General features: G+C 67.4%; 25 protein-coding genes. 19 read left to right on the top strand and 6 right to left on the bottom strand.

Going from position 1 to position 21,179, the window contains the following annotated elements; all coding sequences use genetic code 11:
* Positions 1-40: 40 nt before the first annotated feature.
* From K2R93_07015 to K2R93_06960, 12 genes are all read left to right on the top strand, one after another.
* On the top strand, positions 41-331 hold the full coding sequence (locus K2R93_07015) for a flagellar biosynthesis anti-sigma factor FlgM (GenBank protein ID MBY0489576.1): 291 nt from the start codon (positions 41-43) through the stop codon (positions 329-331).
* A 42-nt stretch (positions 332-373) separates the two neighbouring features.
* Entirely contained in the window at positions 374-745 is a 372-nt protein-coding gene (locus K2R93_07010; protein ID MBY0489575.1) for a response regulator, read from the top strand.
* A gap of 11 nt (positions 746-756) precedes the next feature.
* Complete coding sequence (locus tag K2R93_07005; GenBank protein ID MBY0489574.1) at positions 757-1,434, top strand: hypothetical protein; 678 nt, start codon at positions 757-759, stop codon at positions 1,432-1,434.
* A gap of 183 nt (positions 1,435-1,617) precedes the next feature.
* Positions 1,618-3,882, top strand: coding sequence for a chemotaxis protein CheA (locus tag K2R93_07000; protein MBY0489573.1), 2,265 nt, complete (start codon positions 1,618-1,620; stop codon positions 3,880-3,882).
* A 101-nt stretch (positions 3,883-3,983) separates the two neighbouring features.
* Complete coding sequence (locus tag K2R93_06995; protein MBY0489572.1) at positions 3,984-4,481, top strand: chemotaxis protein CheW; 498 nt, start codon at positions 3,984-3,986, stop codon at positions 4,479-4,481.
* Between the two features lie 28 nt (positions 4,482-4,509).
* The gene (locus K2R93_06990; GenBank protein MBY0489571.1) at positions 4,510-5,346 is read left to right on the top strand and encodes a protein-glutamate O-methyltransferase; all 837 of its coding nucleotides are present in this window, start codon (positions 4,510-4,512) and stop codon (positions 5,344-5,346) included.
* A gap of 1 nt (position 5,347) precedes the next feature.
* Positions 5,348-5,860, top strand: coding sequence for a chemotaxis protein CheD (locus K2R93_06985; GenBank protein MBY0489570.1), 513 nt, complete (start codon positions 5,348-5,350; stop codon positions 5,858-5,860).
* A gap of 9 nt (positions 5,861-5,869) precedes the next feature.
* Positions 5,870-6,298: a response regulator gene (locus K2R93_06980; protein ID MBY0489569.1), complete on the top strand. Its 429-nt coding sequence runs from the start codon at positions 5,870-5,872 to the stop codon at positions 6,296-6,298.
* Positions 6,299-6,308: 10 nt separating this feature from the next.
* Positions 6,309-6,695, top strand: coding sequence for a chemotaxis protein CheX (locus K2R93_06975; GenBank protein MBY0489568.1), 387 nt, complete (start codon positions 6,309-6,311; stop codon positions 6,693-6,695).
* Entirely contained in the window at positions 6,625-7,806 is a 1,182-nt protein-coding gene (locus K2R93_06970; protein MBY0489567.1) for a chemotaxis response regulator protein-glutamate methylesterase, read from the top strand. Before K2R93_06975 ends, K2R93_06970 begins: the two co-directional genes overlap by 71 nt.
* A gap of 188 nt (positions 7,807-7,994) precedes the next feature.
* The gene (locus tag K2R93_06965) at positions 7,995-8,723 is read left to right on the top strand and encodes a hypothetical protein (GenBank protein MBY0489566.1); all 729 of its coding nucleotides are present in this window, start codon (positions 7,995-7,997) and stop codon (positions 8,721-8,723) included.
* A gap of 22 nt (positions 8,724-8,745) precedes the next feature.
* Positions 8,746-9,780 (top strand): hypothetical protein, encoded by a 1,035-nt coding sequence (locus K2R93_06960; protein ID MBY0489565.1) that lies wholly within the window; start codon positions 8,746-8,748, stop codon positions 9,778-9,780.
* 24 nt (positions 9,781-9,804) lie between these two features.
* On the opposite strand, the gene K2R93_06955 is transcribed toward K2R93_06960, so the two are convergent.
* Positions 9,805-10,473 carry a HAMP domain-containing histidine kinase gene (locus tag K2R93_06955; GenBank protein ID MBY0489564.1) on the bottom strand — a complete coding sequence of 223 codons (669 nt, stop codon included), beginning with the start codon at positions 10,471-10,473 and terminating at the stop codon, positions 9,805-9,807.
* A gap of 67 nt (positions 10,474-10,540) precedes the next feature.
* Between K2R93_06955 and K2R93_06950 the strand changes: the two genes are divergently transcribed.
* The 6 genes from K2R93_06950 to K2R93_06925 all read left to right on the top strand — a co-directional run bounded on the left by K2R93_06950 (position 10,541) and on the right by K2R93_06925 (position 15,182).
* A complete protein-coding gene (locus tag K2R93_06950) occupies positions 10,541-11,122 on the top strand; it encodes a hypothetical protein (protein ID MBY0489563.1) in 582 nt (193 codons plus the stop codon).
* The gene (locus K2R93_06945; protein MBY0489562.1) at positions 11,123-11,788 is read left to right on the top strand and encodes a DNA-3-methyladenine glycosylase; all 666 of its coding nucleotides are present in this window, start codon (positions 11,123-11,125) and stop codon (positions 11,786-11,788) included. It abuts the gene before it with no gap.
* A 35-nt stretch (positions 11,789-11,823) separates the two neighbouring features.
* Positions 11,824-13,203 (top strand): TIGR01777 family oxidoreductase, encoded by a 1,380-nt coding sequence (locus K2R93_06940; protein ID MBY0489561.1) that lies wholly within the window; start codon positions 11,824-11,826, stop codon positions 13,201-13,203.
* A gap of 245 nt (positions 13,204-13,448) precedes the next feature.
* Complete coding sequence (locus K2R93_06935) at positions 13,449-13,709, top strand: hypothetical protein (GenBank protein ID MBY0489560.1); 261 nt, start codon at positions 13,449-13,451, stop codon at positions 13,707-13,709.
* Positions 13,693-14,664, top strand: a complete 972-nt coding sequence (locus tag K2R93_06930; GenBank protein MBY0489559.1) for a prohibitin family protein — start codon at positions 13,693-13,695, stop codon at positions 14,662-14,664. Before K2R93_06935 ends, K2R93_06930 begins: the two co-directional genes overlap by 17 nt.
* 5 nt (positions 14,665-14,669) lie before the next feature.
* Positions 14,670-15,182: a hypothetical protein gene (locus K2R93_06925; GenBank protein MBY0489558.1), complete on the top strand. Its 513-nt coding sequence runs from the start codon at positions 14,670-14,672 to the stop codon at positions 15,180-15,182.
* 103 nt (positions 15,183-15,285) lie between these two features.
* On the opposite strand, the gene K2R93_06920 is transcribed toward K2R93_06925, so the two are convergent.
* Genes K2R93_06920 through K2R93_06900 form a run of 5 tightly spaced genes read right to left on the bottom strand, consistent with a single transcriptional unit; the run spans position 15,286 to position 20,589 of the window.
* Complete coding sequence (locus tag K2R93_06920) at positions 15,286-16,359, bottom strand: dihydrodipicolinate synthase family protein (protein ID MBY0489557.1); 1,074 nt, start codon at positions 16,357-16,359, stop codon at positions 15,286-15,288.
* On the bottom strand, positions 16,346-17,365 hold the full coding sequence (locus tag K2R93_06915; GenBank protein MBY0489556.1) for an NAD(P)-dependent oxidoreductase: 1,020 nt from the start codon (positions 17,363-17,365) through the stop codon (positions 16,346-16,348). Before K2R93_06915 ends, K2R93_06920 begins: the two co-directional genes overlap by 14 nt.
* Positions 17,366-17,371: 6 nt before the next feature.
* Entirely contained in the window at positions 17,372-18,154 is a 783-nt protein-coding gene (locus K2R93_06910; protein ID MBY0489555.1) for a 1-acyl-sn-glycerol-3-phosphate acyltransferase, read from the bottom strand.
* A complete protein-coding gene (locus K2R93_06905; GenBank protein ID MBY0489554.1) occupies positions 18,154-18,609 on the bottom strand; it encodes a SufE family protein in 456 nt (151 codons plus the stop codon). The genes K2R93_06910 and K2R93_06905 overlap by 1 nt, the downstream gene beginning before the upstream one ends.
* A gap of 24 nt (positions 18,610-18,633) precedes the next feature.
* Positions 18,634-20,589 (bottom strand): hypothetical protein, encoded by a 1,956-nt coding sequence (locus K2R93_06900; GenBank protein MBY0489553.1) that lies wholly within the window; start codon positions 20,587-20,589, stop codon positions 18,634-18,636.
* Positions 20,590-20,725: 136 nt separating this feature from the next.
* Between K2R93_06900 and K2R93_06895 the strand changes: the two genes are divergently transcribed.
* A partial coding sequence (locus tag K2R93_06895) for a biotin/lipoyl-binding protein (protein ID MBY0489552.1) occupies positions 20,726-21,179 on the top strand: 454 nt, incomplete at its 3' end.

Raw genomic sequence — 21,179 nt, 5'->3', positions numbered from 1 at the left:
CCCAACCTGCCGATAGTCCCTCTGAGGAGGAGGAAACCCTATGAAGATCACCGGTAGCTATTTCGAAGCCCTGAAGCCCACGCCGAACAGCACCACCGGGGTGCAGCGTGCGCAGCAGGAAGTTCAGCAGCCCAGTGCGACCAAGCCGGCGAAGTCGGACTCTGTCCAGATCTCCGCGGAAGGCCGTCGCATGCAGGCCCAGCAGCGCGACGACAGCCTGGAGCCCGATCGTGTCGCCGAGCTGCGCAACAAGGTTCTGACCGGCGCCTACAACACCCTCGATGTGGTGGATCAGGTCGCCCGGCGCATTCTGACGCGTGGCGATCTGTAGTCACGCGCCTTCCCAATTGGTGCACTCAGGAGATCGGCGGTCATGAAGTTCCTCGTGGTGGACGATTCCGCGACGATGCGTCGCATCGTCATCAACTCGCTCCAGCGCATCGGATTCAACGATACGGTGGAGGCGGGCGACGGCCAGGAGGCCCTCGCCAAGTTCGACCCGTCGATCAAGTTCGTCATTACGGACTGGAACATGCCGAACATGAGCGGCACCGAGTTCACCAAGGTGCTCCGCTCGCGTGACGACGGGCGGCACGTCCCCATTCTCATGGTGACGGCGCGCTCGGTGAAGGAAGACATCCTCACGGCGATGGAAGCCGGTGTCAACAATTACATTGTCAAGCCGTTCACGCCCCAGGTGCTCAAGGAAAAGATTGATGCGCTCCTGCCGGCGGCGGCGGCCTGAGGATTTGCCCAATGACCAGTTCCCGTGCCCACGAAGTCCTCTATGAGTCCGAGGCGGCGCTCCGTCTCGTCGACCAGGAGTTGACTGGGCTGCACGACGTCCGTGACGTGACGCCGCCGGCCCCCACGATTTCGCTCGCTGAATTGCCCAATATCCTCGAACAGGCCAACGCGCAGATCCTGAATGTGCTGGCCCGCCTGCGCGAGAGCCGTGCGGCCCTCCAGACCACGGCCCTCGAAAAGCTCGCGACGACGCACGAAAAGATCCGCGAAGTCACGTCGGCGACCGAAGACGCGGCGATCAACATCATGGACGCCTGCGATCGCGCCACCCAGATGGTCGATGAACTCGACACTATCGACGCGGCTGATACGCCGGATCGGGACAAGGCGACGGCCATCCGCGGCAACCTCCGCGACGAGCTGTTCCTCATGATGGGCGCGCTGCAGTTCCAGGACATCACGTCGCAGCAGCTGGCGCACGCCTCGTCGGTGCTGGTCGAAATGGAGCAGCGCCTGCTCGATGTGGCGCGTCTCTTCGATCACAACGTCGATGCCGACATCGTCCTCGGCAAGACCGATGTGCCCGATGCGCAGACGTACGATCCGAACGCCACGATTCGCGATGCCGAAGGGCGTCAGGCGCTCGCCGATCAGATCTTCACGACGGTCAAGGCACCTGCGGCCTGAGGTCCCCCCGGCCTCCCCGCTGGTGCTGCTGACGGCCCGCACATCCCGTGCGGGCCGTCTGCGTTTCCTCTCGTCAGCGGGCGTGAAATCACGGTAAACCTGCCTCCGGGTGCAGCCGATACTCCCCACTGTGCAGGAGCGCCGGAGTCGGTGCTCCGTGTTGGCCATTCTGCTGGACTGCCCGTGTCTCCACTGACTCTTGATGATGCCGCCACGCTGCTCATGCAGCTGGAGGCCACTGACACCGCCGATCTCGCCACGCTGCGTGATGCGCTGACCGATCTGGCGTTCGAGAACCGCGTCCCGCTGGCCGCGCAACCGTTCGTGGCGCGCGCGGCACGCGTCCTGGGTACCATCGTCAAGGGCACCGTGCCGGATGCATCGGCCGCGATGGCCGAAGTGGGCACGGCGCTCGAGGCGGCGATGAAAGCCTGCGAGCAGGCGCCGCGCGCCACGGTCGCGGTGGCCGAAGTCGCGACGATGACCGTCGATGCCACGAACGCCGGCGCAATCGTCGATACGCCGACCGTGGATGTCCACGTCGATGCCTTCGTCGACGTGAGCGTGGACGTCTCGGTGGATGCCACCGCCAAGCCGCGTCGCCGGACGCCGGGTCGCGGCACGCCCGCGATCGCGGCACCGGCCATCGCGGAGCCGACGCCGGAGCCCGCCCGCGCCACCTCCAAGGCGCATGATACCGGCTCCGATCGTCTCCCCGACGATGCCGATCGCGACTTGCTCCCGGACTTCATCACCGAGAGCAATGAATGCGTGACGAACTCCGAAGCCGCGCTGCTCCAGCTCGAAGCCAATCCGAGCGACGAAGAAGCGATCAACACGGTCTTCCGCGCCTTCCACACCGTCAAGGGTACGTCGGCGTTCCTGGGGCTTTCGCGGATCGCCGCGTTCGCGCACGAAGCGGAGTCGCTGCTGAGCCGCGTTCGCGACAAGGAGATCGCCTATACGCGGGGCTGCGCGGATCTGTCGCTTCGCTCGGCCGACATGCTCAAGGAGCTCCTGGTGTCGGTGGAGCAGGCGCTCGCCGGCGACGGCCGCCTGCCGCTCCCGCAGGGCTATCACGAGCTGCTCGATGCGCTCGCCGGCTATGATCCCGCCCGGGATGCCAACGGCGTGGCGCTCGCGACGCCGACGAAGGACAGCGACGACATCTTCCCCGCCGTGTCGCCGACAGCGACGTCGGCCCCGGCCAGCGCCGAGCCCACGACCACGACTAAGTCGAAGGGCGTCTCGGACGACGCGACCATTCGCGTGCGCACCGATCGCCTCGATCGCCTCATCGACATGGTCGGGGAGCTCGTCATCGCGCAGTCGATGATTGCGGGCGACGAGACGTTCGGCACCGGCAAGCAGCACGACCTGCTGCGCAAGGTGACGCACGCCGGCAAGATCGTCCGCGAGCTGCAGGACCTGAGCATGTCGATGCGCATGGTCCCGCTCCGCCCGACCTTCCAGAAGCTCGCGCGCGTCGTGCGCGATACGGCGGCCAAGGCCGGCAAGCAGGTGCAGTTCATCACCGAGGGCGATGACGTCGAAATCGATCGCAACATGGTGGACCGCCTCGGCGATCCGCTGGTGCACATGGTGCGCAACGCGGTCGATCACGGGGTCGAGGCGCCCGACAAGCGCCAGGCGGCCGGCAAGCCTGGCGTCGGTATCGTGCGCCTGCATGCCTACCATGCGTCGGGCAACGTCGTCGTCGAACTCAAGGACGACGGCAACGGCCTGCATCGCGACAAGATCGCCAAGAAGGCGATCGAGAAGGGGCTGATCGAGAGCGACAAGGGCCTGAGCGACAGCGAGGTGTTCAACCTCATCTTCGCCCCCGGCTTCTCGACCGCCGAGAAGGTGACCGACATCTCCGGCCGCGGCGTCGGCATGGATGTGGTGCGCCGGAATCTCGAGGCCATTCGCGGCCGCTGCGACATCAGCTCGACGCCGGGACAGGGGACGACGTTTGCGATCCGCCTGCCGCTCACGCTCGCCGTCACCGACGGCATGCTGGTGCGGGTCGGCGACGAGCGGTTCATCGTGCCGCTGACGCACATCCACATGAGCTTCCGCCCTGAGCCTGAGATGCTGTCGACGGTGGTGGGCAAGGGCGAGATGGTGCTGCTGCGCGGCGAGCTGATGCCGGTGATTCGCCTGCACCGCCTCTTCGACGTCCCCAATGCCATCGAGAACCCGCTCGATGCCCTGCTGATGATCGTGGGCGACGGATCGCGCCGGACGGCGCTGCTGGTCGACGATCTCCTGGGGCAGCAGCAGGTGGTGGCCAAGGCGCTCGGCGATGGGCTCGGCAAGGTGGCCGGGGTCAGCGGCGGGGCGATCCTCGGCGACGGCCGCGTGGGCCTGATCCTCGATGTCAACGAGACGGTGGCGCTCGTGCAGACGACCGATACTGTCACACTCCCGGCGCGCGCCGCGTAACGCGGCGCCTGCCGGAGTGAAGCTCCGCTTCATCCCGGCCGATACCACTCAGGGACGGGCGTCGTCGCCCGACATTTACCTCATTTCCATTTGAGCGAGCCATGAGCACGCACACCGACAGCGCCACGATCACCCAGTCCCGCGCGGGCAAGTACCTGACGTTCTTCCTCGCGGGCGAGGAATACGGTCTCGAGATCCTCAAGGTCAGCGAGATCATCGGCATGCAGCCGATCACGCGCGTCCCCCGCATGCCGGAGGCGGTGCGCGGTGTGATCAACCTGCGCGGCAAGGTCATTCCGATCACCGACCTGCGCTGCAAGTTCGGCATGAGCGCCGAAGACACCGAAGACACGTGCATCATCGTGGTGCAGATGCAGGGGATCCAGACGGGTATCGTCGTGGATCGGGTGAGCGAGGTGGTGGCGATCGGCGACAGCGATATCGAGGATGCGCCGACCTTCGGTGCCGGCGTGCACACGGAGTTCCTGCTCGGCATCGGCAAGGCCGGCGGTCGCGTGAAGCTGCTGCTCGACATCGACAAGGTGTTGGCCACGGCAGAAATCGCCGCCCTCGAGGCTGCGCGCGGCGCGGCCGACTGAGTCGATTCCTCTTTCGCGGGACCGTTCCATGACCGCGCCACACGCCTCCGCCCTGTTCGCGGAGTGTGAGCTCACGGCCGCGCAGTTCGCGCGCATCACGCGCCTGCTGCACGATCACGCCGGTATCCGCATGCGCGAAGGGAAGGAGGGGCTCGTCCGGGCCCGCCTGACCAAGCGCCTGCGGAAGCTCGGGCTCCCCGACTTCGATGCCTACCTCTCCTTCGTGGAGCAGGAGCCGTCGAAGAAGGAGTTCGCCGAGATGATCGATGCGCTCACGACGAACAAGACCAGCTTTCTGCGTGAGGCGTCGCACTTTGACTTCCTGCGCGACAGCGTCTTTCCGACGCTGACCGGACCGGTCCGCATCTGGAGTGCCGGCTGTTCCTCCGGCGAGGAACCGTACACGCTGGCGATGCTCGCGAACGAAGGGTTCAGCGACATCGGCAAGCGCGACGTGCGGATCCTGGCCACCGACATCAGTCATCGGGTGCTGGCGACGGCCAAGGCCGCCGTGTATCCCGCCGAGCACATGGCGGATGTCCCGAATGCCTGGCTGAGCAAGTATTGGGTGAAGAAAGCCGACGCTGGCGGTCGCCCGGCCTATGAGGCGAATCAGTCGCTCCGGCGTCTGGTGCATTTCGCCAAGTTGAATCTGATGGAGCAATGGCCCATGAAGGGGCCGTTCGACGCCATCCTCTGTCGCAATGTCATGATCTATTTCGACAAAGCCACGCAGCAGCAGTTGGTCGAGCGCTACTGGGCGCTCCTGCGGCCTGGTGGCCATCTGTTCGTGGGGCATTCCGAGAGCCTCACGGGATTGAATCACAAGTTCCGGTATGTCATGCCGGCCGTCTACGTGAAGTAGCATGGGAACCACCGTCTCTTCTCGCGCCTCGGAGCGCGTCGTCGGTGTGGCGGATCTCAAGGTCTCGAACGTGGCCGGTGAGCGGCTGATCACGTACGCGCTGGGCAGCTGCCTCGGGATCGTGGTGCACGATCCCGTGGCGGGCGTGGCCGGGCTGCTGCATGTGATGCTGCCGACGGGCACGATCGATCCGCAGAAGATGGCCGACAAACCGGCCATGTTCGTGGACAGCGGCGTTCCGCTCCTGTTCAAGGAGTGCTACAAGCTGGGCGCCAAGAAGGAACGCATGCAGGTGAAGGTGGCGGGCGGCGCCCACCAGGGCGCGCGTGAGGAGGACGACCGCTTCCAGATCGGCAAGCGCAACATGATCGCCCTGCGCAAGCTGCTCTGGAAGAACAACGTGCTCGTGCATGCGCACGACACGGGGGGCGTGCAAACGTCGCGCACCATGTGGGTGGACGTCGCCAGTGGCGAGGTCACGCTCAAGATCAACGGCACTGAAAGCAAGCTCTGAGAGCGACCTATGGCATTCAACGTACTCGTGGTCGACGACAGTGCCGTCATGCGGCAGATGGTCGTGCGGACCCTGCGCATGAGCGGCGTGCCGCTCGGGCAGGTCCTCGAGGCCGGCAACGGCGAGGAGGGCCTTCACGTCCTGCAGGAGCAGTGGGTGGACCTGCTGCTGCTGGACATCAACATGCCGGTGATGAACGGCGAGGAGATGCTGCGTCGCGTGCGCGGCAATCCCGACACGGAGCAGTTGCCGGTCATCGTCGTCTCCACCGAAGGCAGCGAGACACGCCTGCAGAACCTGCAGGAACTCGGGGCCACCATCGTTCGCAAGCCGTTCGCGCCGGAGACCCTGCGCGACAATATCCTCCGCGTTACGGGAGTCACTGATGTCGAGTACTACGGTCCAGTCCCTGTCGCAGGCGACGACAGCGACTTTTGAGGAGCTGGCCATGCTGTTCCCCGAGACGGAGCTCTCGGCGGAGCAGGCGGCCGCGCCCCTCGATGTCGCCGCGTCGGTGGAGTTCCGGGGTCCGATGACCGGGCGGCTCGTGCTGCGCGCATCGTCCGCGATTCTCCCCGAGGTGGCGAACAACATGCTGGGCGCCGATGACACGCGCCCGTCGGCGCTGCAGCGCGATGCGCTGGGCGAGCTGGCGAATGTCATCTGCGGACACGTGCTGCCCCTCATTGGTGGCGCGGATGCGGTGTTCAATCTGGCGGCGCCGAATCTCCACCTTGGCGGCGAGCTGCCGATGCGCGAGGACGATGCGCCGACGGCGTCGGTGCAGGTCGGCGTGGACCAGGGCCGCGCCGAAGCCACGCTTTTCATCTTCTAGTGAGCACGCTGTCGTGAGCACTCTTCTGTCCCCGGCTGGCCTTGGCACTGCCGCTCCGCTTCAGCGGACCGGTGTGATTCGCGTGCTGGTCGTGGACGATTCCGCCCTCGTGCGGCGCATCCTGTCGGAGGCGCTGCAGAAGCACGACGATATCGAGGTCGTGGGCACCGCCACCGACCCGTACGTCGCGCGCGAGCGCATTGTGCAGCTGCGCCCGGATGTGATCACGCTGGACATTGAAATGCCGCGCATGGACGGGCTCAGCTTCCTGTCCAAGTTGATGAAGCATTTCCCGATCCCGGTGGTGATCTGCAGCTCGCTCACCCCCAAGCACAGCGAGACGGCGCTCCGCGCGCTCTCGCTGGGCGCGGTGGACGTGGTGGCGAAGCCCGGCGCCTCAATGGCCACGCCCGACGTGACCGAGGACCTGGTGCGCGCCGTGCGCGCCGCCTCGCACGCGCGCGTAGCCAAGCGGGTCGATCTCCCCGATACGCCGGCCATGGTGAAGGGGCCGGCCATCGCCACGTTCGACGCGACCAACAAGCTGATCGCGCTGGGCGCCTCCACCGGCGGCACGCAGGCCCTCGAAAAGGTGCTGCGCGGCTTCCCGGTCGACGCGCCGGGCACCGTGATCGTGCAGCACATGCCGGAGCACTTCACGAAGAGCTTCGCCGATCGCCTGAACCAGGTGTGCGCCATTCGCGTGCAGGAAGCGCAGGACGGCGACTACGTCGTCCCCGGCCTCGCTCTCGTGGCGCCTGGCGGCAAGCACATGCTCCTGCAGGCGAGCGGCGCGCGCTGGGTGGTCCGCATCAAGGACGGCCCGAAGGTGCATCACCAGCGCCCCGCGGTGGACGTGCTCTTCCAGAGCGTCGCCCGCAGCGCCGGTCGCAACGCTGTCGGGGCCATCCTCACCGGTATGGGTGCCGATGGGGCCAAGGGGCTGCTCGCCATGCGCGAAGCCGGCGCGTACACGGTGGCGCAGAACGAGGAAACGTGCGTCGTGTACGGCATGCCGCGCGAAGCGGTGAAGCTGGATGCCGCGGTGGACGTGTTGCCGCTGGACCGTGTGGCGGATGCGCTGTTGCGGCAGGTGGCGGCGAAGGGATAACGGCGAGACGCGTATACGAACAGCGTATACGTGATCGGATACGGACACCGTATACATGAGGCGCAGACGAGCAGCAGGCTCGGCTGCGCCTTCGCCGTTCCGTACCGCCGCCATTCCCGCTCACGTCTACGCGTGTCGTATACGCTGGTCGTATACGCGTCTCGTATACGCCCCGTAGATTCCTCCCCATGCGCCGTCTCGCCGCCCTCCTCGTGCTGCTGGCCGCCTGTCGCTCCGACGAGCGTACGCGCGCCATGCTCGCCGAGCGGGCTCAGCTGCAGCGGGAGATTGCCGGCTTCCGCGCGCTCGATACGGTGATGACGCGCGGCCTCCTGGCCGATTCGAACGCGATCGTGCTCAGCGTCAGCGACTCGGTGTTGCGCACGGTGTTGTCGGCGTCGCTGCCGATCGATGTGTCGCTCGCGGGGCAGGTGCAGGCGCAACTGACGGGGGTGACGCTCGCGTTTCGTGGCAACGTGGCGCGCGTGGTGATTCGCGGCACGGTGGTACGACAGACCTTTCCGCGCGCGGCGGCAAATCTCGAGCTGAGCGGGGCGCTCGAGCGCTTCCGGGTGGACAGCGCCGAGGCGCTGCACGCAAACATTCGGCTCGATGAAGCCACCCTCGCGTCGCCGCGCGGGGTGCCGTATGCGCTCGACGGGACCGCCATTGCCCTGCTGCAGATCGTGGTGGACCGCGCGCTGCCGCAGCTCAGTGCGGCGCTGCCGGAGCTGACGCTCCCGGTGCGGCTGGATCGGGCGCTCAACCTGCCGGGCTTCGGCCCGGAAGGGGCACTGACCGTGCAGCCGGCGCGGGCAGCGCTGTCCATGCGCGCGAGCCGCGTGCTCGCCTACCGCAATCGGCTCACGGTCGTGCTGCACGTGGAGCGCGGGCCGTTGCTCACGGTGATGCCATGAGCGCGCGCGGGCAGGCGGCCCCGTGAAGCGCCGGATCGCCCGCTGGGTCATCACGCTGGCCGTGACCGGCACGGTGCTGACGGCAGCGACCACCGCCGGCGTCATCTGGTGGTATCGCGCACCGGCGCTTTCCACCGATCCGCGGCAGCTCGAACAGGAGATCCTGCGGCTGCGCAGCGAACGTGATTCGCTGCAGGAGCACGTGGTGGGCATCGAACGCACGCGCGACCTCCTCGATCGGCGCCCGACGGGCGATGTGCTGCTCGCGCTGCCCACGCCCTTCGTGCAGGCGCTGGCACGCGACATCATGCGCGGCTGGTTCAGCGCGGTGGATGTCCATTTGCGCAACCTCACCGTGCAGAAGGCCGGCGACGTGAAAGCGTCGCTGCGCTTCTTTGGGCGCCGCAACGTGGGGCGCTACACGCTGCGGCTCTCCCTCGCCGATGTGCAGGGGCGCCTCGCCTCGGGCACGCCGCGCCTCACCGTCGCCCGCGACGCGGCGCGCGCGGATCGGATCGACATCACGCTGCCGGTGCGTCTCGAAGGGGGCACCGGACGGGGCACGGCGCAGTTCACCTGGGACGCCACCGGGCTCGCCAATGGCGTCTGCAAGGATGTGCAGACCGAGCAACCGATCGAGGGCACCGTCGCGCCGGCCCAGTACGAAGCGCGCGGTTATCTGCGACTGCGGGCCGCGACCGATGGCCTGCGCATCATCCCGACGTTCCCCGATCTGTCGATGCGTCTCATGGTGAAGCCATCAGCCCGCTCGGTGGCGGCGCTCGAAACGCTCCTCACCTCGCAGGGCCGGCTGTGCAACTTCGCGGTGGAGAAGGCCGGCGTCGAAGCCCGCATCCTCGAACTGGTCGGGCGCGGTTTCGAAGTGCGCATTCCGCAGCGGTTCTTCCGTGCGGTGCGGGTGCCCATCGCGATCGACGGCGCGGTCCCGATCGCCGGCACCAAACTGCTCCTCTCGGCCACCCCCGATTCGCTGGTCCTCACACCGCAGGCCGTCTGGCTGTCGGCGCGCGTTGCGATCAAGGGCACCGTGCGCTGACCCGCCCGGTGGCGTGACCGTGCGCTACATCCGGGGGAGAGTCAGCACGGCGACCGTTTCGTCGCCTTCGTGCATGATCTCCAGTTCACCTTCACACGCCAGGGCGAAGGCCAGCGCCATCGCCAGCCCCTGACCGGCACCGCGCACCCCCTGCTTGGTGCTGGTGAACGGCTCGAACGAATCGCCTGCCTCCGTGCCGGGGCCCGGGCCCATGTCGCAGACGCGGATCGACACTGTCTCGGCGGTTGCCCGAGCCTCCACCCGCACCGGGGTACCGACCGGCGCCGCCTCGTGGGCATTGCGGAGGAGCTCCAGCACCACATCCCGGAACCATGGCGCATCCGTGTGCACCGTCGCGCCGCTAGCCATCTGCACAACGAACTGGCGGCCCGCGCATTCGGCCATGGCCGCACTTGCGACGTCGCTCAGCGTCTCGTCAACGGACACCGGCCCCCGGCGCATCATGCTCGCCCGCGAAAAGCGGGTCACGCGCTGGATGTACGCCACCATGCCCTCAGCGGCGCGCTGGATCTCCTCGACATCCGCCCGCGAGGGCGAGTCGGGCGGCAGGTCCGCCAGCAGCAGCTCGCTATACGTGCGGACCACCGTCGCGTAGTTGTTCAGGTCGTGCGACAGCCCCCGGGCGAAGCGAATCAGGGATGGATCGGTGACCGCATGTGTCGAAGTGCCCATACGGGTCATAGAATACGGCTTGCCCCATCCGGCACAACCTTCCCGCCCGACTTTCCCAGGAATTCCGATGCGCTTGTCCGCCATTTCCGCCGGGGCCCTCGTCGCCCTGTGTGCGCTCCCCGCTCTCGCCCCGGCCCAGACGCCGGTGGCGGACCAGATCACCGGTGCCGTGCTGCCGCTCCCCAAGGAGATGCGCGACGGGGCTGGCGTCATGGGATACAAGACCGCCGGAAAGCTCGAACTGCTCCGCCCCTCCAAGAACGGCATGCTCTGCCTCGCCGATGATCCGGCAGAGGAGAAGTTCCACACGTCGTGCTATGCCGACACGATGGAACCGTTCATGGCGCGTGGCCGCGAGCTGCGGGCCTCGGGCACGACCGGTGCCAAGGTCGACACGGCGCGCTTTGCCGAAGTGAAGGCCGGCAAGCTCAAGATGCCCGCGCAGCCGGCGGCGCTGTACCAGGTCTTTGCCGACAGCTTTGATGCCAAGACCGGTACGGTGAAGAACGGCAATCAACTGTTCGTGGTGTATGTCCCCTTCGCGACCCCGCAGAGCACGGGGCTCTCGGCGTCGCCGTCGGACAAGCAGCCGTGGTTGATGCTGCCCGGCACGCCCAAGGCGCACATCATGTTCAGCTTGAGCATGTAAGTGCCACCGGCCCACGCGATGCGCCCGCTCACGCGGGCGCGCCTCACGGAGGCAGTGGCGCTGCTTCGCGAGCGCGATCCCAAGCTCGCGGTGGCGATCGATCGCGTGGGCCCCTGTACGCTCTTGCCGCGACGCGAAGGCACGCACTTTGGTCATCTGGCGCGGGCCATCGTGTACCAGCAGCTCTCGGGAAGCGCGGCGGCTACGATTCACGGGCGGTTTCTTGAAGCCCTCGGCGCCAGCGACGGACACCCCGAGCCTGCGGCCGTGCTCGCCGCGAGCGATGCGCTGCTCCGCGGGTGTGGGCTGTCCGTTGCCAAGCTGCGCGCCATTCGCGATCTCGCCGCCCACGTGGCCGATGATCGCCTGCCGCTCGGCCACATCGACACGCTGAGCGATGCGGCCGTCATCGACGCGCTCGTGGCGGTGCGCGGCATTGGGCCGTGGACGGCGCAGATGTTCCTCATGTTTCGGCTCGGCCGACCCGATGTGCTGCCGGTGCTCGATCTCGGCGTACGGAAGGGTGCGCAACGCATTTACCGGACCCGGGCCTTGCCCGATGCGGCGCGACTCGAGAAGCTCGCGCGGAACTGGCGCCCGTGGGCGAGCGTTGCCAGTTGGTACTGCTGGCGCGTGCTCGATCTGGAGGACGCGGGCGGCTGGTAACGGTGCTGCCGCCGAAGGCTGAGCTTTGAGGGATCATGACGCACGAGTTTCGCCGGCGCCTGCGCGTGCCGGTTCCGGTGGAGACGCTCTTCGCCTGGCATGAGCGCCCCGGCGCCTTTCTGCGCATGTCGCCACCCTGGGATTCGCCGGAGGTCGTGTCGCACACCGGTGGCATTCGCGACGGCGCGCGCGTGGAGCTGCGCGTGCACACGGGCCCGCTGCCCATGACGTGGCGCCTCGAACACCGCGATTATCTCCCCAACCGGCAGTTCCGCGACATCCTGTTGAGCGGTCCGTTCGCGTCGTGGGTGCACACGCATGCCTTCGAGCCCGATGGCGAATCCGCCAGTGTGCTCGAAGACCATATTGCGTATCGGTTGCCGCTGGGCGCACTCGGTGAGATCGGGCAGGGCTTTGCCGCGAGCACCATCGATCGTGTCTTTGCCTACCGGCATGCGATCCTGGCGCATGATATCGCCCGCCACGCGGCATTCGCCGACCGCGCGCCGATGCGCATCGCCATCACCGGCGCCACCGGGTTCATCGGTACGCAGCTCGCGGCGTTTCTGAGCACCGGGGGCCACGAGATCGTCCGTATCGGCCGCGGCGCCGTGCGCCCTGGCGTGGTGGATGTGTCGTGGGATCCGCATCGTGGCCAGCTCGACGCGCGCGCGCTCGAAGGCGTCGATGCCGTGATTCATCTCGCTGGGGCCTCGATCGCCGAGCGGTGGAGCGCCGAGCATCAGCGCGCCATTCGGGACAGCCGCGTGGAAGGCACCTCGCTGTTGGCGCACACCCTCGCCCAGCTGTCGCGGAAGCCGCGCGTGCTGCTGTCGGGTTCCGCGATCGGCATCTACGGCAGTCGCGGCGACGAGGTGCTGCGTGAATCGAGCTCGCTTGGCGCCGACTTTCTGGCCGACGTGGGTAAGGCGTGGGAGGGCGCGACCGAACCGGCACAGCGCGCGGGTATTCGCGTGGTCCATCTTCGCACCGGCATCGTGCAAGGCGCCGCTGGCGGCGCGCTGGCCAAGCAGGCGCCTCTCTTCAAGGCGTTTGTGGGCGGCATGCTCGGCAGTGGCACCCAGTGGGTCAGTCCGATCGCGCTCGCCGATCATCTTGCCGCGACGCACTTCTGCCTCATGCGCGACGACATTGCCGGCCCGGTGAATCTCGTGGCGCCCGACCCGGTCACGAACGCCGAATACACCCGGGTGCTCGCACACGTGCTGGGGCGGCCCGCGATCGCGCCTGTGCCGGCCTTCGCGCTGCGGATCATTCTTGGTGAGGCGATGGCCAACGGCACCGTGCTCGCGAGCCAGCGTGTCCTCCCCGAGGTCCTGCAGCGGGCAGGATTCACCTGGAGCTGGCCGACGTTGGAATCGATGCTGCGATTGGAGCTCGGCGCGACGGCCTAGTCCCAGCCGTTCTTGAACGGCCGCAAAGGGTCACGAAGGACTGGAAGCCTGTTCTCTGGCGCGCACTGCAGGATTCGCGAGGCAGGCGGCGCTGGTCCTGATGTCAGGCGACCACGTGTATCTGCTTGTGGCGGAAGGGGATATGCCGCTTGTCCAGCTGCTGTTCGGGAGTTCGGAAAGCGGCTAGACCCGTGGCAGTGCGCCCTGTAACCTTTTGGCGCCCCGCTCGTAGGTTTAGGAAACATATGACCGTCGCCATCATCGATAGCGTCCTCTTCATTGCCCTGGTGGCAGTGGTGGGCGCTTTTGTTCTTAAGGCGCTGGGCTTCACCCCGGCGGGACTCCGTCTCAAGCAGACGGCGAATCGCAAGCGCATTGATCGGCAGGCTGAGCTCACCTGCCCTATTCACGGGCTGCAGCGCGCAGAGGATCTGGTGCGCTTGCCCTCGGGGGAATCACTGTGCCCCCGTTGTTATGAGGAGGCTGTCCATGGCCACATCGACTGAAGAAACCTTCGAAAATCTCAAGAACACCTTCGGCAGTTCCATGCGCGGCGCGCTGACGCCGCCCACCGGCGGTCGGGGCGGCTCGTTCAAGCGTTACGCCCTGGCCATCGGCGGACTGCTGCTCTTTTATCTGCTGCTGCGTCCGACGGTGACGTACATCGAACCCGGGCATGTGGGCATCGTGATTCACCGCGCCGGTGGCGGCGTGGATCCGCAGCCGCTCGGCCCGGGGTTCCACGTGCGCAATCCGATGCTGACGCAGATTCAGGAGTATCCGACGTTCATGCAGACGCTGGTGCTCACCAAGGATGCCCGCGAAGGCTCGCCGAACAACGACGAGATCAACGTGAACTCCGTGGAAGGGCAGCCGCTGTCGCTCGATGTGTCGATGAGTTTCGAGCTCAACCCGCAGAAGGTGCCGCAGCTTTACCAGACGTTCCGCACGGACGTGGAGGTGATCGCGCACGGCTTCATCAAGCAGGCCATTCGCCAGTCGCTGCAGGAAGTGGTGGGTGGCGAGGAGATCGCGGCCATCCTGGGCCCCAAGAAGGCCGAGGTGGTGTCGCGCACGCAGGCCCAGCTGCAGAAGCGTCTCGATACCTATGGCATTGAGGTGAAGCAGTTCACGCTGAACGAGTTCCGTGCCCCGAAGGCGGTCATGGACGCGATTTCGCTCAAGAACGTCATGCAGCAGCAGGCGCTCACCGCGCAGAACGAGCTCCAGAAGAACACCTTCCAGGCGCAGGGTGACAGCATCAAGGCGGCGGGTCGCGCCAAGGCGATCATGGCCGAAGCCGAGGCGCAGGCCAAGGCGAACGAGTTGCTGTCGCGCAGCATCACGAGTACGCTGGTGCAGTACGAGATGACGAAGCGCTGGAACGGGCAGATGCCGCAGGTCACCGGCGGGGCGATGCCGATGTTCCAGCTGCCTGGTGTCGGCAAGCCGCCGGAGTAAGCGATATGCCTCGAGTGCGTTTCGATCAGCTGCCGGATGACGCGCGGCTGTGGGTGTTTGGTGCGGCGGCTCCCGTCACGGGAGCCGCCGCGACCGCCATGCTGACGGCCGTCGATGAGGCGCTCGACAGCTGGCGCGCGCACGGCGTGCCGTTGGTGTGCGGGCGCGACTGGCGCGATGATCGATTCCTCGCCGTGGCCGCCGACGAGCAGGCCACGGGCGCGACCGGCTGTTCGATCGATGCGCTGTTCCGCCGCGTATCAGAGCTGGAGGCCGTGGCCGGCACCACGCTGATCACGAGCGGACCGGTCTTCTGGCGCGATGCGTCGGGCGCGGTACAGGTCAGCGAGCGGCCGGCGTTTCGTGCGCTCGGTGCTTCGGGTGCGATCACGGGCGCGACCCTGGTGTTCGACACCACGGTGCTGACGGCCGGCGCGTGGCGCTCGGCATTCGAGTGCCCGGCGGCGGACACGTGGCACGCGCGGTTGCTGGGGTTGGCGCCCGCGGCAAGACCGTAGTACCTGATCTGCGGAGGGGCGGAGCAGCGGGGGAACGGAGGCGTTTTCGCGGTTCTCCGTTCCCCCGCTGCTCCGCCCCTCCGCACATCAGGTACGGCCTAACTCAGCCCAGCCACGCATCCCGGTTCTCGGCAACGAACGCATCGTCGACCAAGTCGGGATACAGCGTCGCCAGCCGCGCGATCATCTCGCCCTGACCCGGCGACAGGCGCTCGTGCGTGTCGAAGGTCCACGTGCCGCGCACGAGCCCCTGCAGGCGTAGCACTTCGAGAATGCCAGGCAGACAGCCGGTGTAGCTGTTCGCGGCATCGAAGATGACCGCGTTGGCCATCGTGAGTGCCGCGCCGCGGGTGAGCCATTCGCGCGGGAGCTGGGTGTGGCCACTCGCGCGCCACATCTGGATCTCGCGCAGCATGGCCACGGCGCGGTGCGTCCACACGGCCCATTGGCCGAGCAGGCCGCCCACAAAGTGGCGGGTGTAGGCGCGACCGCCGCTGGTGACCGGGATGTCGGTCACGAGATCGGGGATGATCGCGTCGTCGTTGCCGGTGTAAAGCGCGATGTCATCGCGCCCGGCGTCGGCCAGCGCGCGCACCACATCGAGCGTCGCATAGCGATCGAATGGCGCCACCTTGATGGCGACCACGTTCGCGATCTCGGCGAACTCGCGCCAGAACGCATAGCCGAGTCGCCGCCCGCCTACCGCCGGTTGCAGATAGAAACCGAAGAGCGGGATCGCCTCCGCGACGCGCCGGCAGTGCGCGAGGATCTGGGCGTCGGTGGCATCGCGCCAGGCACCGAGCGAGAGCAGGCCGCAGTGATAGCCGAGGGCGAGCGCCACCTGGGCTTCACGCAGGGCCTGCGCGGTGTCGCCGATCAGGCCGGCCACGCGCACGAAGGGGCGCGCGTCGCCGGCGAGGGCGGCGGTGGCCGTTTCGGCGGCGAGCTCGAGTACCGGGCGATAGAGCCCGATGTTCGCGTCGTGGATCGGGAAGCCGGTGGTGTGCACGCCCACCGCCATGCCGCCCGCGCGCGCGGCGACATAGTACCGCGTCAGCGCGCGCTGATGGCGCTCATCCATCGTGCGCGATGGGGTGAGCGCCAGCGGATGCGCCGGAATCACATGCCCGGCCTGCAGGTGCGCGCGCACGTTGAACGCGACGTCAGAATTGGCCATCGCGCACCTCGAACTTCGTGGGCTTGTTGAGCAGGCGGCCGTCGTGCTGAATCCACGAGACGGCCCAGGCGCAGAGCGTCTCCAGTGGCAGCGCGGCATACGGCAGGATCTCGCCCAGTCGCGCGACGTTGGCGATGAGGCTCGTGTCGCCTTCCGTGCCGGTAAACACCGGCGTACGACTCGCCGCCGCGCCGCACCACTCGGCGATCTCGCGGACGCGCACGATCGGCCCCGTCACGTTGAGCGCCACGGCTGGCTGGGTGGCCACCGTGAGGGCGCGCAGGGCAAGGCGGTTGGCGTCGCCCTGCCAGATCACGTTCACATGCCCGGTCGTGAGGTCGATCGGTTCGCCACGCAGGACCTTCCCGGCGATCTCGGTCACGACACCGTAGCGCAGGTCGTTGGCGTAAAACAGGCGATAGAGCAGCAGCGGACTGCCTGTACGACGGGCAACGCTTTCGAAGACGCGCTCACGCCCCACGCAGCTGGCGGCGTACTCGCCATCGGGTACGAGGGGCGCGTCTTCCCGCGAGCCGCCATCGGCCACCGGCGAGCGGCCATACACGTTGCCGGTGGAGAAGCACACGATGCGCGAGCCGGCATAGCGCTCGGCGGCGTTGACGCTCGCCACGACATTCTGCGTCCAGGTGCCCACCGGATCACCGGTGGTGCCGAACTTCTGGCCGGCCATCCATACCACGTTGGGCGCCTCGGGCAGCGCGGCCACGGAACGCGGGTCACTGAGATCGGCACGCAGCACCGTAATCCCTGCGTCCTGCAACTCGCGGGCGACGCGGGCATCGCTGAAGCGCGACACCGCGATGATGCGGCGGGCCGGATCGGGGAGTGCCCGGCGTGCCATGCGGGCCACGGTGGGTCCCATCTTGCCGCCCGCGCCAAGAATCAGGAGGTCGCCGGCGAGTGACTCAAGCGCCTCGACGGTCTCGTGATCAGGAGCGGACAGACGGGCGTCGAGTGAGGCCTCGGTACGCGGGCTGTCGATCATGCAACCTCAGGTCGGCGCGGCCACGGAGGTCGCGGCCGGCGGCGCCATGGCGATGCCCAGTTCGGCGGCGAGCGCGCGCCGACCGACATCGATGCGATCGCGCGCGAGCTGCTTGAGGCGCGGAATGTCGCCCAGCGTCATGCCCGCGGTGTCGATCGGCTCGAGCACCTGCGCCAGGGCGCGGGCGCGCAGGAACCGGAACGTGCCCTTCGCCATGGCGTTGCGCGTACCGGCAACGGCGATGGGGAGAATCGGGGCGCCGCTTTCGATCGCGAGCCGGAAGGCGCCGTCCTTGAATGGCAGCATCTCCTGCGTCTTGGAGCGCGTGCCTTCGGGGAAGATCATCACACTCACCTTCTTGGTGAGCCGGTCACGACACTGCGCGATGGCGTTGAGCGTGGAGTCCCGATCACCGCGCACGAGCTTGATGTCGCCCGCCATCTGCATCATCCACCCCATGCAGGGGATCTTGAACATCGTGTCCTTGCTCAGCCACTTCATCTCCCACGGGAAGCAGCTGATGAGAAAGACATCGGCGTAGCTCTCGTGGTTGGCGACCACGACGTACGGACGGCGCGGATCGGTAAGCGCGCCGCGCACGCGGAAATGCCAGAGGCCGTTGAGACGCATGGCCGTCACGCCCACGAGGCGAAACGCCCGACCGGCGGCGTAACGCCCCTTGTCGAACGGCGCGGTGAAGAGCCACACCAGGGCCACGACGGGGGTCCCCAGAATGACCACGCTCACCGTTTCGACCCACGCCCACCAGTTCAGCAACGTACCCAGCATCAGGATCCCTGCGCAGAAGACTCGGCCAGCGCTTCGGCCGCGTGACGTTTGAGACGCGCGACCATCGCCTGCAGCCCGCTTTCCCGGGCCCCCAGGCCGATGTCGCTCATGAGCAGCCGCACGTAGTCGCCCGGGAGGGCGAGGGTGACGGCCGGCGGCTGATCATTCACCGCCGCAAAGGTAATGGCGAGCACGGCGGCCACTGTGGGGCTCTGCCGCGCATTCACATCGGCGTAGAAGTGCAGCGTGCCGTCGGCCCGACGCTCGGGAAAGATATCCACGCGCGTCTGGCACTCCGGCACGGTAAACAGCTCCCGCGGGAGCGCAGCGAACCGCTCGGGCAGCGGTTCCAGCTTCTTCGACCACCCGAGCAGTGCCTGCATCTTGTCATCCCGGCTCAGGAGCCGGAATTGCCGCAGCGTCTTCTCGAGCGTGGGCGGGAGTGACTCGCTCATGCCCGACAATCTAACGGGCCCGGCTCAGCGGGCGCGTGGCAGATCGGCCGAGGGGTTGCGGTTGAAAAAGCCCACGGGACGGATCGCGAAGCCATGCCACGCCACCGGCATGACCGGCCAGTCTTCGGGACGCGGGACATGGTGGAAGCCCAACGTCAGCCACGTGACCACGTCGGTGTTCGCAATTGGCCGATTGGCCGACGTCCACTTGGGGAGGCCGGCGCCCGCCACCGAGTTGGTGGGATAGTCACCGCCGGCGAACAGCTCAGTCGGCGAATACGGTGTGGTCCACAGCGTGTGATCCACAAAGCCCGCGCGCTGCCGCATGTAGTCATCGGGGCTCATCAGCGACATGGCACCGTGGCCTTCAATTTCGAAGCCGACGGGCCAGCCGAAGGCGTTCTTCTGCGCCGGGTTCACGATGCGCCACACTTCGGGGGCCGTCATGGGCGACATGCGCATGCCGTCCTTTTCGGTGGCCGCCGTGAGCGTGTTGACGGTCCAGATGCTCCGGCGCGGGTTGCTGGGCGGCAGCGTGGTGGTCTTGAGCTGATCCACCATGAGCGAGTTGGTGGGACCGTCCACGTCCATGTCGAGACGGAACGAGAAGAAGTGGCTGTGGTTCACGCCGATCAGCTTGTCGGCGATCATGCGGCCGAAGTCGTTGTCCTTGGGCGTGCCCGTGGCGGCCTTCACCTGGTCCATGCCGGTCGCGCCGACGTTCACCACGATGGCGCCGTCCTGCTGAAAGACCCAGTCGAAGAGGTAGTCGTAGTTGCCGGCGTTCATGTACATGCGCAGCACGAGATCGGTCTTGGGGCGCGCTTCGTTGACCTGCCCGCCACCGCGCGTGTGGCGCCACGCCACGTCACCGGCGTTGCGCTCGAAGAGACACGCCGTGCGCTGCCGCTCACGCGGGGCACCCTTGTCGGTCACCACGTAGTGATGGAAGTACGTAGCGTACAGGGGGCACTCCACCCCCGGTTCGAGCGAGCTCGCGATGCCGCCGAACACGGCGGGGTAGGTGCCGAGGTCGAAGTAGCCCTGATAGTTCCACGGATCGTTCGGATCCATGTACGGCACGAACAGCTCCGACAGCGAACCCTGATACATCACCGAGCGATCCTTGCCGCCATCGGTATAGCGCACCTGCGAGATCACGAGCCCGCGGCGCATGTCCATCCGGAACTGGAACTTCCAGTTCTGCCAGCTCACCTCGTGCCCGTTGAGGGCGTACGTCGCGCCCTTGGGCTGCACCATCTGCACCTCGTTCACGGGCGCCCGGGTGGGCCCGAGCTCCTCCGGCGAGTGGCCATCCGGCATGCCGCTGCGCTGCCCGCCTACATCCACGATGCGCAGGATCTTGTTGTTGGTCATATCGGCGACGATCACCAGGCCGTCGATGGCCTCCCCATAGCCGCTGACGCGCCCGCGGTCATCGCTGCACGTCAGATGCAGCACGCGCAGGTTGCGCTCCTCAGGCAGATCGAAATAGCCGTTGTTCTGCGGGTCGCAGCTGACATGCGTGAAGTCGGTGATGCCGCGCTTCTTGAGCGCCTCCTTCACCCGCGCATCCTTCATGGCGAGTTCGCCGGCGGCGCCGAACTCGGCAAAGCTCGTCATGTACTGCTTGGCCGGCAGGGCATTCCACGTCAGCAGCTTCTTGGCACCGATGTCGACCGTGGCCTCGTAGCCCAGCTTGCCCTGCGTGAGATGCACGGTCGCTTCGCGGTGCAGCGGTTGCCCCGGGCGCCAGGCCAGCACCTCGCTCTTGGGTGGCTCCTTCAGCCCTTCAAAGAGAATGCGAAACGTCGAGTCCAGTTTGCCGGACGCTTGCAGCGCATCGTAAATCGCCCAGTGCTCGCGCGCCGACAGCTGATCGAGCGGATGCGTCGGGGTCTGGGCGGCGGCGGGAGCGGCAAGCGCGAACAAGCCGGCACTCAACAGGGCGGCCTGGGACCAGCGGGTGCGAACGGTCATTCCGGTGCCTCGGGAAGACAAAGTGAAGGGGTACGTGGTGCAAATGTGGCGGCTGCGCCCCGCGCCGTCCAACAACGCGCGTCGACGTCTTCCCCCGGTCGGTCCCCGTCCCCACTGTTCAGCCATGCGCCTGCGAATGGTGGCTCCCCTTCTGTTGCTGTCGGCCTGCCAGCGAACGGCCGGGCCCGAGACGGCGGTTGGCACACTCGAGATGGTCGAAGTGGATGTCGGCCCATTGCAGCCGGCGCGCGTGGTCCGCGTGCTGGTGCATGAGGGCGATGCGGTGCGGGCTGGCGACACGCTCGCCGTGCTGGGCACGCCGACGCTCACGGCCGCCACGGCGCAGGCCGAAGCACGTGCCGCCGCCGCCGACGAGGGCGCGCGCGAACTGGCCCGAGGGGCGCGACCGGCCGAAGTGCATCGCGCCGAGGCGGATCTAGCGGCCGCGACGACGGACGCCGAACGCACGGCGGCCGATGTCGCGCGACTGGAGCCGCTGGCGGCCAAGGGCGATGTCAGTCGGGCGGCCATGGACGCGGCCCGGGCCGCTGCGCGCGTCGCGGCCAGCCGGCGCGATGCCGCGCGTGAAG

It is taken from the genome of Gemmatimonadaceae bacterium (genome assembly GCA_019752115.1).
In the GTDB taxonomy this organism is placed as follows: Bacteria; Gemmatimonadota; Gemmatimonadetes; order Gemmatimonadales; family Gemmatimonadaceae; genus Gemmatimonas.
This window is presented reverse-complemented; position numbering and strand designations above follow the sequence as displayed.